This is a genomic window from Zhongshania aquimaris (assembly GCF_019312595.1).
Taxonomy (GTDB): Bacteria; Pseudomonadota; Gammaproteobacteria; order Pseudomonadales; family Spongiibacteraceae; genus Spongiibacter; species Spongiibacter aquimaris.
In genome coordinates, this window is sequence record NZ_JAHWDQ010000001.1 from 1,782,992 (window position 1) to 1,798,043 (window position 15,052).

The following is a 15,052-nucleotide window of genomic DNA, read 5'->3' on the forward strand; positions in this document are numbered from 1 at the left end:
ATCCATTGAATGCCTAAGTCATCCTGACGCTGACTATTATGCCCGCTTGCTAAGGAAGTAAAAGCAGATAACAGCAGCATGCTTTGTGAGATATATCTCACAAAGCATGCTGCCAGACCCGCTTCACGCATCTAGGTCCGGAATAAGCTCGTCTTTCAACCACTGTATTTCATCCTTGATGCGCAACTTTTCTTTCTTTAAGCGCTGCAAAAGCAGCTGGTTTTGATATGGATTCAAAGCCAGCTCAGTTATTTCCGTATCCAGAGCACGATGACGAATCTGCAAAAGCAAAATACGTGCGCTTATGGAAGGCATTCTGTCCATTTTTAAGCGAAGTTCCTATACGGGATATACGAAGATGTAGGTTCACGTTTTACTCTGCCAAGCATGAACACACAAGACCAAACACAACTATGGGCTTAAAATACTGATCTTTTTAGTCAATGGCGATTGATTACTTAAGCCATTGTCGACGCCCAGGGTGTCCGCAATACTAATCGGGTCAATTCATGGCGCCGTATATTCCGCGCCACAAAAAGTCAGAGGCTCGAAATGTATACCGAATTATGTAAAAAGCTCGGCATAGAATACCCCATATTTGCTTTCACACATTGTCGTGATGTAGTTGTTGCAGTCAGCAAAGCCGGTGGTATTGGCGTTTTAGGTGCTGTTGGATTCTCTCCCGAGGAACTAAAAGCGGAATTAGACTGGATAGATGAACACATCGGCGACCTGCCCTATGGCGTAGATATCGTCATCCCGCAAAAATATGAAGGCATGGGCGACATGAGCTCAGAGGAGCTCGAGAAAGAACTGTGGAAAATGGTACCGCAGGAACATATCGACTTTGCTCAAAAATTATTAGCTGATGCCGGTGTTCCTGAATGGCCAGACGGTACTAAAAACATGGGGCTATTGGGCTGGACAGAAGCAACCGCTACTCCGCTACTTATGGAAGCGCTAACCCGCCCCAAATGCAAATTGATCGCCAATGCACTCGGCACACCACCAGCCGATAAAATTAAAATGATCCAAGACAGTGGCCGTCTAGTCGGCGCGCTATGTGGTCGTGTCAAACAAGCTAAAGCCCACAAAGACGCCGGCCTAGACTTTATTGTCGCACAGGGCGGCGAAGGCGGCGGACACGCTGGGGACGTTGGCTCAGTTGTACTATGGCCGCAAGCTGTGGCTGCAGCAGCACCAGTTCCAGTACTCGCAGCCGGCGGTATCGGAAATGGTCAGCAAATGCTAGCCGCAATGAGCATGGGCTGTGCAGGTGTATGGACTGGCTCCTTGTGGTTAACGGTAGAAGAAGCCCACGCTGAACCTGCCCAAAAAGAGTCGCTACTAAATGCATCTAGCGAAGATACTGTGCGCTCACGGTCTTGGACTGGCAAAACCTGCCGCATGCTGAAAAACGAATGGACCGAAGCCTGGGAGCGCGCTGACACTCCTAGCCCGCTGGGAATGCCCTTACAAGGCTTGGTAAGTGGTGATGGTATTCGCCGCACCGCACGCTACGCATCAGTTGGCGACTGCCAAAAAGTCGCCTTTAACCCTGTCGGTCAGGTTGTCGGTCAAATCAACCATGTTGAATCGACTCGCGCCGTCATATTTCGCTTAGTCACTGAGTATGTCGACGCACTAGAGCGCGTCAACAGCCTTATGCCTAGCGAGTAAAAACCATAGCGGCTCCGGTGTAAAACGCTGGAGCCGCTTTTAACTACCCCGTTCAGCCAATACCCGCTCTACCGTATCGACAATGACTTGGGTTTGTCGGTCTACCTCTATATTTACACGATCACCAACTCGCTTATGTGCAAAGGTTGTTACCCGCAATGTTTCGGGAATTAAACAAACCGTGAACTCAGCCTCATCGCGCCTATAGTCTGCCACCGTCAAACTGCAGCCACTAACGCCAATAAATCCTTTTTTGAACACGTACTTGCTTAAGCCTTGCGGCAAACGAAAGTGCAGCGTGCAATTATTCTCAGACTCGTCAATCGCAATGATTTCCGCACAACCATCGACGTGGCCTGAGATATTATGACCACCTATTTCTGCACCCTGCTTAGCCGAACGCTCGACGTTAACACTGTCGCCTTCATTCAGCTCACCCAAGGTCGTTAAAGACAGGGTTTCCTGCATGGCGTCAAATGATACACGTGCACCATTAATACCCGTCACCGTCATGCATACACCATCTAAGCCAACACTGGCACCTATGACTAACTCGTCTAGCAATACCGGTGGGAGGTCAATGGATAGCTGATGCAAACCCGGTTTACGTATCACCGTCGCGAGTGGGTAGGCACCGTGCACAATTCCGGTATACATAATGTCATCTTCTCAATCTAGATAAATGTTAAGTAATGCGATTGTAACAGGACTTGAAGCCCATAATTCATTGCGGCATTATGCAGCGACTTAGAAGAATAACGAAGGATTCAAGTCTTATGACCATGCTATTGAAAATTGTTCAACTCAGCTTCTGGGTCGCATTCATTATAAATTTTGCCTTTCCCCTGCTCGGTGAGAACAGCCAGTGGATAACGTGGATCGGCATAGGCCTACTTGTCGCGCATGGGCTGGAATGCATCGTTTTCCGCAAAGACATCCACAGAGAATACAAAAACCCCTTGGAAGGCTATCTTGTGGTTCTGTTATTCGGCGTACTGCGCACCGGTGAATGGATTGGTAAAAAACCGTCGCAGCCCAACTAAACTGCCGCGGCACTAAAACACATAAAGTAGGGCCATAGCACCTTGGCACGAGAGCTGCTAGGATTTAGTTTTTCTCAGTAATACGTCGTCAGGGCATAAGGCAATGAAGCGGGTAATCTTTAATCAGAAAGGCGGGGTCGGCAAAACCAGCATAAGCTGCAATTTAGCCGCAATAAGCGCGTGGAAGGGCTTTAAGACACTTCTTATTGACCTTGATATCCAAGGAAATAGCAGTGAATACCTAATTGGCTCACAATTTCGTGATCTTGAAGACAATGCCGCCGATTTCTTTAAACAAAAATTGTCGCTATTTGGCAAAAGCAAAGACGCAAGCGATTGTATTTACGAAACAGAGTTTGAAAACCTGTACTTAATGCCATCGCACCCAGAGCTCGCCGTGATTGAGCGAGAGCTGGAGACACGCCACAAAATTTACAAACTTCGCGACGCACTTAATAAGCTGCAAGCTGAATACGAACATATATACATTGATACACCGCCCGCTCTCAACTTTTACAGTCGTTCGGCGCTTATTGCCGCGGATTCTCTGGTGATTCCTTTTGACTGCGACAGCTTTTCTCAAGGTGCGCTAATGGGCCTAATGGAAACCGTTGAAGAAATTCGCGAAGACCACAACCCAGATTTAAAGCTTGAGGGGATAATCGTTAACCAGTTCCAAGCTCAGGCCAGCTTGCCCACCCAGTTAATCGAAAGCATGAAAGCCGACGGACTACCTATTTTTGATCAATATTTAAGCAGCTCGGTTAAAATGAAGGAGTCACGCAGCAGGCAGATTCCGCTGATTCATTATGCGCCATCGCATAAGTTAACCCAGCAGCTTGTTAGCCTTCACGACAAATTAGACAGTGGCAAGAAAAGTAAATCTGCTAAAAGTGCTTAGTAAATACGGTGGCAGGGCTAGCAAGCCTGCCCCGATAGCTTACGGTGCAGAACTACCCATTCCGACCTTACCCACTTTATTGATCGTAATATCCCCAAGACCGAAATTCGACACCGCAGCCGTCAAACTCAGTTTGTAATCGAGATCGGATTGCATATTGCCGAGTATTTTACTCAAGACACCAAGACCGCTAAGCAAATTCACCTCGACGGGAACAACTATTTGGGCCTGCCCATTTGCCGGCAAGCTTATAGCTTCATTTAGACTACCGCCCGCGAGTGACTGGCCCTGCAATTCCAGCGTGTATCTCAATCGACCAAGGTTTAGCGCGAATGAATTTGGGTTATCGAGCTGCAAACCCACCAACAACTTTTGCTGAAAACCATTGGCAGGCGCCATTTTAATATTAGTGATTGCAACTTGGGGCTTTTCAATCGGATTGAATGCGGCACAAGCAGCCAGCACCAACACTGCAGTGAAAACCAGCAACAATCGGTAGATAATTTTTGACATTTCTTTGGCCCCAAGCTTATTTAGACAAAAAAGGGCGTCACGAATGACGCCCTTCTAAGAATAAATCGCCGGTTACTGAGTAGGTAACAACTCAATTTCTACGCGACGATTCTGCTCACGACCTGACGCAGTGCTGTTATCTGCAACCGGATCGCGCGGGCCATAGCCTGTGGTACGGATACGACTTGCTGCAACACCTTGGTTCATAAAGTAGCGACCAACACTGCCGGCACGCTGCTCTGACAATGACTGATTGGTTTGGAAACTACCGGTAGAGTCGGTAAAGCCATTAATTTGCATTAAGGTCTTATCGAATTCTTTCGCTACCAATACAACGCTATCAAGCACGTCGGTAAAACCACCTTTGATCGCTGAACTGCCGGTATCGAAAGTGATATTGCCAGGCATGATTAGCTTAATGGTATCGCCTACACGCTGAACGCCAACGCCAGTACCCTCGAGGCGCGCTCGTAATTTCGCCTCCTGACGGTCCATATAGTAGCCGTAGCCACCACCTGCAGCGGCACCAACTACTGCACCCTGTAGCGCACCTTTTTTACGGTCACTTTTACTTGATACCGCCGCGCCCAATACCGCGCCGCCCAAAGCACCCCAGCCAGCGCCTTTAGCCGTATTACTGGTCTTTTCTTCGCCGGTATATGGATCAATACTACATGCTGTTGCGAAAACTGCCGCCATTAGCAATGTAGCCCAACGGCTAACATTAATTGACATTCTCATAGGTGAACCCCCTCGTTCGTCATCGATCTACGTGTCCTGAAAGTATCATGACACAGCCATCATCTAAAAAAACATGCCAATATTCACAGCATTAAATCATTCGCACGGTATAACGATTCACATTCGGCACTTGCCGACTATGACAATCTGAACTTAAGACTAGTTCATTATCTTGGGCGCTTGCCACTTCCCGTTGCCATCGGCATCAAGGTAAATGGGGTTACTCAGGGCCAGCGGAGCTAAATCAGGCATCAGCGCGCGATACACCGCATTTGGCTCCCCGCTTACCTCCACCACCACATAGGAGTCCGTATCGGCAATTAGCTCAATCACTTTGTGATCGCCAACTGCGACCTTCAACTGACGATAAACTTCACCGTTCACCCACACAGTTAAGGTATCAACCGACACCCAAGGTGCCGCATCAATTTGAATATGCAGCTCACCGCGACGCCCCGAAAAGGTTTCTCCCATGCCCGCCTCTGAATACGCATCCCGGAGTGTTACCGCCAATAACGGGCCAGTCGTCGCAAAACTGTGCCCCGCTCTAATTGCATCAACAAAAGCCGTCTCATCCAGTGGAAGCTGCTTGTTTGAATTAGGTATGTAAACATAATTGCGAGGGGCGGCTACCACGCTTCGTAAACCATGGGTGTCGCTATTCCCCGTTGCCGCCCGCCTCGCACCTTGATTCAACAGTGAAAACCAGTCATCCCGAATTTGCGAATACACCGCAAATTCCGCACCATTAAGCACTTCAATCACATCGAAATCGATATCGCGAAACCCTGACACTGGATCAGGGGCAAGTAAGCTACCGTTATTAATACTGTCTAAAGGTTGCTTTGGATCATAGCTTTGACCTACCGATAAATGATCAAAAAAAGCTAAATCCGCATCCAAGGGAATTACCGCTCGCGGGTGATTTAATTGAAATAGCGCATTGGGCGCCTGCTCTCGCACTCCGGCAATAACCTCACGCAAGGCCCTGTTTTCTACTGCGGGACTACCACCGGCAAATTCCATTGGCTTAGCAGTTAAAGGAAATGCATTGCTATGACCCACAGTCGTTGGCGCATTCACGGTTCTAGCCATCCCCGTCAACTCACTGCCGGTAATGACCTGCACCTTACCTTCCAACCCCAAGGCGGCCACTCGCCCGCGTTGATCAATCAAGCGATTGTGCTCACTGGCCACCAACACCTCAGCCCCCTGCGCCACAAAACTGCGCAGACGCTCGTCAAAGGGCAGAATTGAGTCAAAGCTCGCGCCGCTATGGACATGTAAATCAGCAGAGTGCCAGTCCCCACCGTGCCAAATACGTTTAAGCGGGACTATTGGCAGCTGGCTGGTTTTACCGGCAACAACCGTCAACAAATACTCTCGCACATCAAACTCGATACCACGTGCCGCTAACACGCGATATTGGCCAGGCGGCAAATTAATCTCTTTTAAATCTGAGTCCACACCGGCGAGATCAATACGATTTCGGCGCAACATACCGGGTAGCTGCACGCCCTGCTCGGTAAAACCCAGTAAATCGTTGCCAAACTCTGGCGTTGCGGTATCGCCAAAACCAAAAAAATATAGGCTCAAAGGAATGTCACTCGGTAATTTCAGCGCGCCATTTTTACGGAACACCCAGCGCCCACTGTCGTTGCGCGCATCAGCCAATGACAATTCCCGGGTGATTTTTTGCCCCCAAGGCGCTGTGGCCTGCATTTTCACCCACTGCACGTGGGTGGGTAGCCTAATATTAAAACTGCCATCCGCCGCCACGCGACTCTGGGTCACGGGTCTGTCTTCCTGATCCCAAACCGCCACCGAAACATCGAAATTATTCGCATAACCACGCAATCGCGGACCGCTATAAATTTGGTCTGTCACCGATGCAACGTCAGCTCGATCACCCAACAAAATCGTAAACTTGGCAAGCATTTGCTCACCTTTTTCTAAATCCATAAACTGATTTTGCAGCAGTGACAGCCACGTTAGCCGCTCACTTTGAAACCAAAGTGGGCGCGTCATCCAACCATGTAAACTATAATCGGGAAACACGGCCAAAAATCGTGGTAAGGGCTGACGACTTCCATTTGCCTTAATCAATTCCGCGGACCCCAGCTGCACGCCGTAACTAATTTTGGTGTCGTAAGTATCCGCACCCACCAAAATATTCCAGTCGTTAGGCAACATGCCACCAAGCAGGGAAGACACTTTATTACGATCAATTGCGGGATGCTGAAAACCCAAGGTCGCATCAGGAATATAACTAGACAAACTAAATGGGGTTAATGCTCGCTGCGAGTACAGGGTAAACAAGCCACTCATCTGCACGGCACGACCGTCACCAATACGCTCTATTTTTACGTCGATTTCGAGGTTTTCGCCGCCTTCTAATAAGCGGTATGTAACGGTTTGACGTATGCCGTCGCCCTCTCCCTCGGTGACAATGTCGGCGTGATCGCCTTCAATCAACGTGCTAACTTTCGAAACTGGGATCGCGGTCTCTTTTGCCAATCCAGTCAATATATTCGCATAGGTCCACTGATCATTCCCGCGTTCACAATGCGACACATCAATAAGCGTACCACCACCGGCAACAATACCAGCGTGATGGCTAACACCACTTACCGCCACACAAATTTTGCCGTTAGACAACCACCAATCGCCAAGTCCAGCAATGCTATCCGGGCCACCGCGAGGAAAACTATCAAATGTATCACGCTTTATTTGTTCTGCGCGCAGCAACGATGGTGGCGGCGGTGCCTCCTCTACCGGCAAAAATTCTTCGGCGGTTCCGAGGCCAGCCTCTTCTGTAGCCTCGGTTTTCGCATAGCCATTTGCACTGAGGACAAAGCCCAGCGCCAAACACAATATCCGTATCTTTTTGTCCATCACTGCCGTCATTCGTTTTAAGCCGCCATTATAAATAGAGCAATACACGCTCCAAGACCGACTAAAAACGACAGAGAACGAAGCGCATCCTTGTTCGCTATGTAAAAAATTGGATAGAGTATTCGCGCGACAATAAACACCTCTGCGGCGATGGCAGATTTACTCGCGTCAACACCAGCCAAATGCGCCACCAACACGGCAGCAACGAAGATAGGTAAAGCTTCCCACGCATTCTGCTGTGCGGCGTAAGCGCGCGCCCCCGGACCTTCAAGTTGCCCATACTGAGCGCGAGGGTGTTTATTATCGATCTTACCGAACTGCTTCCCCCGAAAATACCCACACACCCATGCCGTCACGATTGGCAGCAAACACGCGATAAATACACACCAAAAAGCCACAGTCATCTTTACTTTCCCTATTAATTATTAATAACTACCACGCAGATTTGCGCATCCCTTTGCCCAACAAGCCAAAGCTCACTATTGGCCAATCAATATAACCGGCCACATTACGCTTCGATAGCCCTATATGATCACCTCTTGTTCACTCACTTCGCAGCACGAGTGACTGTCACTTGAGGGATTTCAGCGGGCATCGTGTTTAACAAAAATTCGGCTGCTTCCTGGCGCCGCAATTCACTTAATGCGAATTTTGATTCAAAAAACGAATAGACAGCCAAGGTAGTAAGCCACTGCTGACGAACAGGATTCATCGCCGAAGGCAAAGGATCCATAGTACAAAGCGCCGTTTGAGGCACCACCAATATCCCCTCCTCCGCAGAACCTAACTCGTTCGCCCACAGTTCATCCGCAGTTTTTTCGAGCCCGCGCGTTACCATCGTGCAACCCAATAAATCGGGATTATCCAGCCATCGCAGATAACGACCTGGGTCCGCAAAACCGGTGTGCGAAGCCTTAGCCATTGTCACCAAAACCGCACCTTTTACATTCGGCAAAACTGTTGCTGCATTCGTTTGATAATCAATCATGGCGTCAATCGGCGACGCGATCATCATAAAGGGAATATCTCTCGACTCGTAAAAATCTGACCCAAAAACGAAAACGGGCCCAGCAATAGAGACCGCTGCAGAAATACGTAAATCAGCACTGCGTGGGTGAAACGCGGCCAAGGTCGACGTCATACCACCTAAGGATAAACCCATCACGCCGATACGCTGCTCATCTACGCGTTCGTAAAACTGATTACTGGCATCGGTATCCCACGAGACAAACTGGTCGATCAAAAAACTAATATCGTCCGCTTGATTCACAACATCTTTTACCAGCGGCCCGCCCGGTGCGTTCATATTAGTGAGCGGATAATCCATTGCCGCAACAATATAGCCATGGCTCGCAAAATGCTCAGCGAGATAACTACCGCCGCTTCGCGACGACATAAAGCCATGACTGTATATCAGCAGCGGCGCCGACCCCACAAACCCATCGGGATACCATATCCGAGTTTGCAAGCGACGCTCATCACTCCCCGCGTAATCCCCATTTTTTTGGGTCGGACGAGTATCATCAACTAACTCGACATCAAAATAACTGACGTCATATATGCCGCCCTCCAACCAATGACTACTTTGCGTATCCGCCGGCAAGGGCTCAGGCAGGTGACCAAATCGAAGATACACAGCCGCAACAATTAACAACACCGTCAGCGATAATAAGATTTTTTTAAACATGGCGCTCACTTGTCCTGATTAAAAACAACCCCTAACTTATCAAGGCTGCCTGAATGACTCCACCTTAAAGCGCTTATCTATCAATTTATAGCGAAATAAACACCTTGCTGATCACGCTAGCACGCATTATTAAACTGCGCACTTAATTAGTGTTGACGAGTGGTATTTGCAAAAAACGACAGCTGACAGAACAATTGGCGGGAGAAACTTTAAACCCTATCGGGGCAACCTAAAAATCACTAAAAAAAAGCCCCTTTACAAGGGGCTCAAGAAAAACAAAGCAACGCAGACATTAATGCTCGACAAAAGCTCGCTCGATCACGAAATGACCATACTGACCACCACGCGTCTCCTGAAAACCGGCACCGTTAAGCAGGCTACAAGTATCTTTCAACATGCTTGGGCTACCGCAGATCATAAAGCGGTCATCATCGATATTCAGCGCAGGCAAACCCACATCCGCCATCAGCTTTCCGCTGCGAATTAAATCGGTAAGACGACCTTGGTTAGCGAACTTTTCACGGGTAACCGTGGGGTAATACACCAATTTATCGCGCACCACGTCGCCAAAAAACTCATGCTGCGGCAAATGGTGGCGAATAAAGTCTTGATAGGCCAACTCACTTTCGTAGCGAACACCATGTACCAGCACTATTTTCTCAAACTTCTCATAAATATCTGGGTCTTTGATAATGCTCATAAACGGCGCCAAGCCCGTACCCGTGCTCAGCAAGTATAAATTTTTACCGGGCAATAAATTATCCGCAACCAAGGTACCTGTCGGTTTACGGCTGATTAAAATTTCATCACCCACTTTGATTTGTTGAAGCTTAGAGGTCAGCGGACCATCAGCCACTTTGATACTAAAAAACTCAAGCTCCTCCTCGTAATTCGCACTCACAATGCTATAGGCGCGCATCAAGTTTCTTTCACCCTGCTTCAGACCAATCATAGTGAAATGGCCATTCTCAAAACGGAAAGATGGATCACGGCTAGTTTTAAAACTAAATAGCGTGTCGTTCCAATGGTGTACGCTGGTAACTCGCTCAGAAACTATATTACTCATTGCAAACCTCTCTTCAGTATTAGCGCATTGCCCGCGCCACTAATCTCGCTTGCCAACACTGTAAGGCAGGTCTATGATATCTGCAAAATGACTTATAATGATTTTTTATATCGGTTTTACAGGTATGCACTACACTCTACGCCAACTCGAAGTTTTCCTTGCCGCCGCTCACACCGAGAACATCACGCGCGCCGCAGAAAAACTCGCCATGTCGCAATCCGCCGCCTCTAGCGCTCTCAAAGACCTGGAACAGCAATTTTCGATACAACTATTTGATCGAATAGGTAAGCGACTGCAAATTAATGAGCTCGGACGCGCGCTGCGCCCTCAAGCAGAGGCGCTACTAGACCAAGCGCTGGCACTGGAACAAGGCTTTAGACGTCACGACCAAGTGGGGGAGCTGAACGTTGGCGCGACACTCACTATCGGCAACTATCTCGCGGTCGACATTATGGCGGAGTTCATTAATCGCTATCCCGCGGCAAAAGTGCAGCTAAATGTTGCCAATACCGCCGTCATTAGCCAGCAAGTCTTAAATTTCGACTTAGACATAGGCTTAATAGAGGGTGAGTTACACCACCCAGACCTTGAAGTGACGCGCTGGCGTGAGGATGAACTGCAAATATTTTGCAGCGCTAAGCACCCCTTAGCCAAAAAGAAAAATCTAAGCAACGAAGATCTGCTGGCCGCGCAATGGATATTGCGCGAAGCCGGTTCCGGCACACGCCAAGCTTTCGATCGCGCCGTCCACGAACTGCTGCCCGACCTCAATATTCGACTTGAATTACAACATACTGAAGCGATTAAACGGGCCGTTGAAACCGGACTTGGAATAGGCTGCCTTTCAACTCTGTCGCTACAAGCTGCCTTTGACAGCGGCCGGCTCGTGCCGCTAACCGCTAATGGTCGCGACTTTAAACGCTACTTCTACTTTATCCTGCACCGCCAAAAATACCGCAGCGAGGGCATTTTGCGCTGGTTGGAGCTCTGCCAAAACAGCTAATCGTGCATTATTTAATAGCGACAAGCTCGGAGGAGTGTTTTGGTACAAACCACCATGCGACAAGTGCAGCGGCAAACATCGTTAAAGTCATTGGCCACATTTGGTCGCTTAAAAACAAAGTCGATACACCACTAACAAGCGCAGCAATTAAATATTGCGCGCTACCAAGCAAAGCTGAGGCAATACCACTGTGATGAGGAAAATACTGCAGCGCACTCGCCTGCGAATTCCCCATTACCCCACCAAGCGCGCCTATACTGAGCATAATCAAAGGCACGACCAACCAAATCGGTGGTGCGAAGCCACTAATCAGTACTAATCCACCCGTCGCTACACACTGCAACACCATAGCCTTAGGCAAAATTTGCGCGGCAAGCGTGGTATTCAACAACTTATTATTTACCCGATTGGCAACAGCCAAGGTGACAATATTTGCCGCGAACAACATCGAAAACTGGGTTTCAGTCATGCCATATTGATCGATATAAATAAGCGCCGCATTCGCTAAGAACGTCACCATCACGCTAAACGCGAGGCCTTGCGATAGTAAATACCGCATCGCTTTGCGATTGCTCAACACATAGCGATAGCGAGCAATTAAGCTATCGCGAACGGGCTTAGGTTCATCAGCAGATCGCGAACCCTTAGGCTCACCGCCAATAAATATTGCCCCCATAATACACACGACAACGGCATACGCGGCAAGCACATAGAACACCATACGCCAGCCGCTTACGCTATAAATAAAGGTACCAATACTGGGGGCTACTGCAGGCGCAATAATGGTAATTAACATGATTTGCGAAAACAATTTCGCGGTCGCCTGACCTTCGGTGTGATCGCGAACAATAGCGGGCACGACCACCGCGGCAAAACCACCGCCGACGGCTTGTAAGAATCGCGCAAACCAAAGTACCTGCAAAGAATTTGTCAGCGCAATACTGAGACTCGCCAACGCAAAAACGGTTAAGCCAAAAAACAGCACGGGGCGTCTGCCAATATAGTCACTGATCGGCCCACCAAAAAACTGACCAAAACTTAAACCCAATATATAAAGACTGACTGTAATCGCAACGTCTTGCACAGGTACCGCCAGCTCATCTGCGATCGCAGGAATGGTAGGCAAGTACATATCAATTGCTAATGGCGATAAGGTAAAAATCAACGCCAATGAAATAATTAACCGCATGGGCGGCATAGAGGAGACCATATAAATTCCATATTTATCTTACCGGAAAGATATTATCTAGAATTTATCTTTCCAGCAAGATAAGATCCAACTATTCACTAAACAAGTCACGAGCAACAACCTCGCGACAACGATATATAGCGGGATTATCCATGGATGACAAACGTATCACCGTCGACGAACTTCACCGCCAGCAAGAAGCAAACTGGCCGGAAATGTATGCGGCTACAAAACCCGCTGTACTAAGAATACTCCGCGCCAGCGACGTATTTACGAATCAAACGACACTCAAGCTTAAAGAGCACACACTTTCGCGAGCAGAGTTCGATGCCCTAGCAACGCTCCGCCGCCAAGCTGCCCCGCACCGCATAACACCCACAGCGTTGTGCAAAGCGCTGCTCATCAGCTCCGGCGGCTTAACCAAACTGCTGTATCGACTGGAATCTGCAGAATTAATCAAACGTCCCGCAAGCCCAGAAGATGGCCGCAGCTTGCTAGTACAGCTCAGTCCAAAGGGGAAAAAACTCATTGAAGGCTTGGTCGCAACGATTGGCCAACTGCACACGGATCGACTGCGCAATTTGACCGACACGGAACAGGCCCAGCTGGATCATCTATTACGCAAAATGCTTCAAGACAACGAGGGAGAAGCGCTTACACGAGAAGACCACCTAGAAGGTCCAACGTAAGCGCCAAAAAAAGTCTGCTTCTAAGGTATCAAGGCGCGCTTGATCGACCACATCATCCATTAACGGCGCCGCCGCAACTAACTCCGTCTCAAAACCATAAGCAAGTTCGAGGCTCAGACGAACACCGGCATCGGCCACAATCTGATCTGAACCAAGCTCGCCGGACACATTATTAAAACTTGTCGCCCCGTATTCAACGAAAATTGACGCCTCCATCGGCATGCCCCAAACACGCTGCTTGGCATTAATGGCGGCATGTAAAAAATAACCGTTGTCGCCAATCAACACACCCGGTAGATAGGCACTTAAACTATTCATCCCACCCAGCACATACTGTTGCTGCTGAGGCAATTGGGTGTTGTCGGTAAACTGCCCATCTAAGTTCAATGCCAACTCATACTGTGGGGCTAAGGCAAGTTTATAACCCAATTTGGGCCGCAACATTAAAAAGTCCGCCGAGCGCTGACCTATGCCAACACCGTCGCTGCGATTACTCTCTAAACTGCCACCATCGCCAAATCCGCCCCGCACAGAAAGTTGAGCTTTAAAATACGACGGTGACTGGCCCAAAGCGCCGCGCACCGAATACTTCGCACCAAGCTCCAGAGTTTGATACGACTCATCTAATAAGGGCTGAGATTGCAAGTCGGATTGAATTTCCGAATTAACATACTCGATGCGCTCAAAGACTGACCAGCGCCGCACCGGATTACTGTATAGCACCTGCTCACCGGAAAGCGCCGCAATATCTATTTTGGCATCGAGATCCACCACCGTTGAGCCGCCGCTAGGTGTACAGCTAATCAAGGGCGGCAAACACAAGCCGAGAAGACCACCCGTTGTCGCTCCGCCGCCAACCACGGGCTGCCGCTCATACTCAATACGAGTCAGATCCAGACCATACAACCCGAAGGTAAACGGATGCTCGATACTGATATCCATCTGCTGATAACCGTCACCGTCGCCCGCTTCACCAAACTCTTCAAAGATAGTTTTGTAGGCGACACTTGCCTCGGTTCCGCTCGTAAAACGATGCCGGACGCCAGCCAAGCCAAAGTAGCGCCCGAGGAAACGGCTACCCTTATTATTTGCTTCCAGCACCACGTCAGTCGCGTCGTGATTGTCGACAGGCACTTCGCGAAAATCGAGAATCACCTGATTATCATAGTGCTGCTCATAGGCAATGCTATACGCCAAGCCAGCGCGTTGCGCGTGCAAATCTGCCAAGACCCGCGCGCGATCAAATTCCGCCAAGCTTAAATCGGGATCGCCAACCAGCCCATCAAAATGCGCGGTAATGGCGGGATTACCACGAAAGCCTTTGACAGCTGCTTGATTCACTAGAATCGTCACGGTGTCGTCTACGCGAAAGTAACTCACGCTCACCAACAAATAGCCGGCATTGTAATAGCGCCGCGTTAAAGCCGTAATCGCGGCGGAGGGTGTTTCTGCCGCAGACAATATTGCGGTGATTTGCGCAGGGGACAAATATTGATTACCCACAACGCGCAGAGTGATACCCGCCACAACCGCAGTAATCGCCTCGGCATTTGCTTGCGCTGCGGCTTCAATCTGAACATGGGTCGCCAACTGTGGTGGCATCACGGGTGGCAGATCAATTGCCATTCACATTCTCCTAAACTCA

Annotated in this window: 15 protein-coding genes; 5 read left to right on the forward strand and 10 right to left on the reverse strand. The window is 49.0% G+C overall.

All coding sequences use genetic code 11. The annotated features are described in order from the left end of the window. Nucleotides 1–123: 123 nt before the first annotated feature. Complete coding sequence (locus KXJ70_RS08105; RefSeq protein ID WP_219042905.1) at nucleotides 124–324, reverse strand: YdcH family protein; 201 nt, start codon at nucleotides 322–324, stop codon at nucleotides 124–126. Between the two features lie 228 nt (nucleotides 325–552). On the opposite strand from KXJ70_RS08105, the gene KXJ70_RS08110 reads away from it, so the two are divergent. Continuing rightward, complete coding sequence (locus tag KXJ70_RS08110; RefSeq protein ID WP_219042906.1) at nucleotides 553–1,680, forward strand: nitronate monooxygenase; 1,128 nt, start codon at nucleotides 553–555, stop codon at nucleotides 1,678–1,680. A gap of 39 nt (nucleotides 1,681–1,719) precedes the next feature. On the opposite strand, the gene KXJ70_RS08115 is transcribed toward KXJ70_RS08110, so the two are convergent. Then, a complete protein-coding gene (locus tag KXJ70_RS08115; RefSeq protein ID WP_219042907.1) occupies nucleotides 1,720–2,337 on the reverse strand; it encodes a riboflavin synthase subunit alpha in 618 nt (205 codons plus the stop codon). A gap of 119 nt (nucleotides 2,338–2,456) precedes the next feature. Between KXJ70_RS08115 and KXJ70_RS08120 the strand changes: the two genes are divergently transcribed. Together KXJ70_RS08120 and KXJ70_RS08125 are read left to right on the forward strand one after the other, a co-directional pair. Continuing rightward, entirely contained in the window at nucleotides 2,457–2,723 is a 267-nt protein-coding gene (locus KXJ70_RS08120) for a DUF1145 domain-containing protein (protein ID WP_219042908.1), read from the forward strand. 103 nt (nucleotides 2,724–2,826) lie between these two features. Continuing rightward, entirely contained in the window at nucleotides 2,827–3,624 is a 798-nt protein-coding gene (locus tag KXJ70_RS08125) for a ParA family protein (RefSeq protein ID WP_219042909.1), read from the forward strand. Nucleotides 3,625–3,663: 39 nt separating this feature from the next. Here KXJ70_RS08125 and KXJ70_RS08130 read toward each other — a convergent pair whose 3' ends face one another. The 6 genes from KXJ70_RS08130 to KXJ70_RS08155 form a co-directional block, all read right to left on the reverse strand. Continuing rightward, nucleotides 3,664–4,137 (reverse strand): LEA/WHy family protein, encoded by a 474-nt coding sequence (locus KXJ70_RS08130; protein ID WP_219042910.1) that lies wholly within the window; start codon nucleotides 4,135–4,137, stop codon nucleotides 3,664–3,666. Nucleotides 4,138–4,209: 72 nt separating this feature from the next. Continuing rightward, the gene (locus KXJ70_RS08135) at nucleotides 4,210–4,872 is read right to left on the reverse strand and encodes a YiaD family glycine zipper/OmpA-like lipoprotein (RefSeq protein ID WP_439655077.1); all 663 of its coding nucleotides are present in this window, start codon (nucleotides 4,870–4,872) and stop codon (nucleotides 4,210–4,212) included. 165 nt (nucleotides 4,873–5,037) lie between these two features. After that, entirely contained in the window at nucleotides 5,038–7,785 is a 2,748-nt protein-coding gene (locus KXJ70_RS08140; protein ID WP_219042912.1) for a CehA/McbA family metallohydrolase, read from the reverse strand. A 5-nt stretch (nucleotides 7,786–7,790) separates the two neighbouring features. Beyond that, nucleotides 7,791–8,177, reverse strand: coding sequence for an MAPEG family protein (locus tag KXJ70_RS08145; protein WP_219042913.1), 387 nt, complete (start codon nucleotides 8,175–8,177; stop codon nucleotides 7,791–7,793). A gap of 143 nt (nucleotides 8,178–8,320) precedes the next feature. Next, on the reverse strand, nucleotides 8,321–9,460 hold the full coding sequence (locus KXJ70_RS08150) for an alpha/beta hydrolase family protein (RefSeq protein WP_219042914.1): 1,140 nt from the start codon (nucleotides 9,458–9,460) through the stop codon (nucleotides 8,321–8,323). Between the two features lie 292 nt (nucleotides 9,461–9,752). Beyond that, nucleotides 9,753–10,526, reverse strand: coding sequence for a ferredoxin--NADP reductase (locus KXJ70_RS08155; protein WP_219042915.1), 774 nt, complete (start codon nucleotides 10,524–10,526; stop codon nucleotides 9,753–9,755). A 124-nt stretch (nucleotides 10,527–10,650) separates the two neighbouring features. On the opposite strand from KXJ70_RS08155, the gene KXJ70_RS08160 reads away from it, so the two are divergent. Next, nucleotides 10,651–11,529: a LysR family transcriptional regulator gene (locus KXJ70_RS08160; protein ID WP_219043130.1), complete on the forward strand. Its 879-nt coding sequence runs from the start codon at nucleotides 10,651–10,653 to the stop codon at nucleotides 11,527–11,529. A gap of 7 nt (nucleotides 11,530–11,536) precedes the next feature. Here the strand turns inward: KXJ70_RS08160 and KXJ70_RS08165 are convergent, their stop codons facing one another. Then, nucleotides 11,537–12,739, reverse strand: a complete 1,203-nt coding sequence (locus KXJ70_RS08165) for a multidrug effflux MFS transporter (RefSeq protein ID WP_219042916.1) — start codon at nucleotides 12,737–12,739, stop codon at nucleotides 11,537–11,539. A 131-nt stretch (nucleotides 12,740–12,870) separates the two neighbouring features. Between KXJ70_RS08165 and KXJ70_RS08170 the strand changes: the two genes are divergently transcribed. Further along, nucleotides 12,871–13,407 (forward strand): MarR family winged helix-turn-helix transcriptional regulator, encoded by a 537-nt coding sequence (locus tag KXJ70_RS08170; RefSeq protein ID WP_219042917.1) that lies wholly within the window; start codon nucleotides 12,871–12,873, stop codon nucleotides 13,405–13,407. Here the strand turns inward: KXJ70_RS08170 and KXJ70_RS08175 are convergent. Then, the gene (locus KXJ70_RS08175) at nucleotides 13,390–15,033 is read right to left on the reverse strand and encodes a ShlB/FhaC/HecB family protein (protein WP_219042918.1); all 1,644 of its coding nucleotides are present in this window, start codon (nucleotides 15,031–15,033) and stop codon (nucleotides 13,390–13,392) included. The two genes, KXJ70_RS08170 and KXJ70_RS08175, sit on opposite strands and share 18 nt — an antisense overlap. Between the last annotated feature and the right edge of the window lie 19 nt (nucleotides 15,034–15,052).

Excerpts from the sequence above, each read along its gene's own strand:
- KXJ70_RS08120 (WP_219042908.1), top strand. The coding sequence starts at position 2,457 with ATGACCATGCTATTGAAAATTGTTCAACTCAGCTTCTGGGTCGCATTC.
- KXJ70_RS08135 (WP_439655077.1), bottom strand. The coding sequence starts at position 4,872 with ATGTCAATTAATGTTAGCCGTTGGGCTACATTGCTAATGGCGGCAGTT.
- KXJ70_RS08115 (WP_219042907.1), bottom strand. The coding sequence starts at position 2,337 with ATGTATACCGGAATTGTGCACGGTGCCTACCCACTCGCGACGGTGATA.
- KXJ70_RS08150 (WP_219042914.1), bottom strand. The coding sequence starts at position 9,460 with ATGTTTAAAAAAATCTTATTATCGCTGACGGTGTTGTTAATTGTTGCG.
- KXJ70_RS08145 (WP_219042913.1), bottom strand. The coding sequence starts at position 8,177 with ATGACTGTGGCTTTTTGGTGTGTATTTATCGCGTGTTTGCTGCCAATC.
- KXJ70_RS08175 (WP_219042918.1), bottom strand. The coding sequence starts at position 15,033 with ATGGCAATTGATCTGCCACCCGTGATGCCACCACAGTTGGCGACCCAT.
- KXJ70_RS08110 (WP_219042906.1), top strand. The coding sequence starts at position 553 with ATGTATACCGAATTATGTAAAAAGCTCGGCATAGAATACCCCATATTT.
- KXJ70_RS08140 (WP_219042912.1), bottom strand. The coding sequence starts at position 7,785 with ATGACGGCAGTGATGGACAAAAAGATACGGATATTGTGTTTGGCGCTG.
- KXJ70_RS08155 (WP_219042915.1), bottom strand. The coding sequence starts at position 10,526 with ATGAGTAATATAGTTTCTGAGCGAGTTACCAGCGTACACCATTGGAAC.
- KXJ70_RS08130 (WP_219042910.1), bottom strand. The coding sequence starts at position 4,137 with ATGTCAAAAATTATCTACCGATTGTTGCTGGTTTTCACTGCAGTGTTG.
- KXJ70_RS08160 (WP_219043130.1), top strand. The coding sequence starts at position 10,651 with ATGCACTACACTCTACGCCAACTCGAAGTTTTCCTTGCCGCCGCTCAC.
- KXJ70_RS08170 (WP_219042917.1), top strand. The coding sequence starts at position 12,871 with ATGGATGACAAACGTATCACCGTCGACGAACTTCACCGCCAGCAAGAA.
- KXJ70_RS08165 (WP_219042916.1), bottom strand. The coding sequence starts at position 12,739 with ATGGTCTCCTCTATGCCGCCCATGCGGTTAATTATTTCATTGGCGTTG.
- KXJ70_RS08125 (WP_219042909.1), top strand. The coding sequence starts at position 2,827 with ATGAAGCGGGTAATCTTTAATCAGAAAGGCGGGGTCGGCAAAACCAGC.
- KXJ70_RS08105 (WP_219042905.1), bottom strand. The coding sequence starts at position 324 with ATGGACAGAATGCCTTCCATAAGCGCACGTATTTTGCTTTTGCAGATT.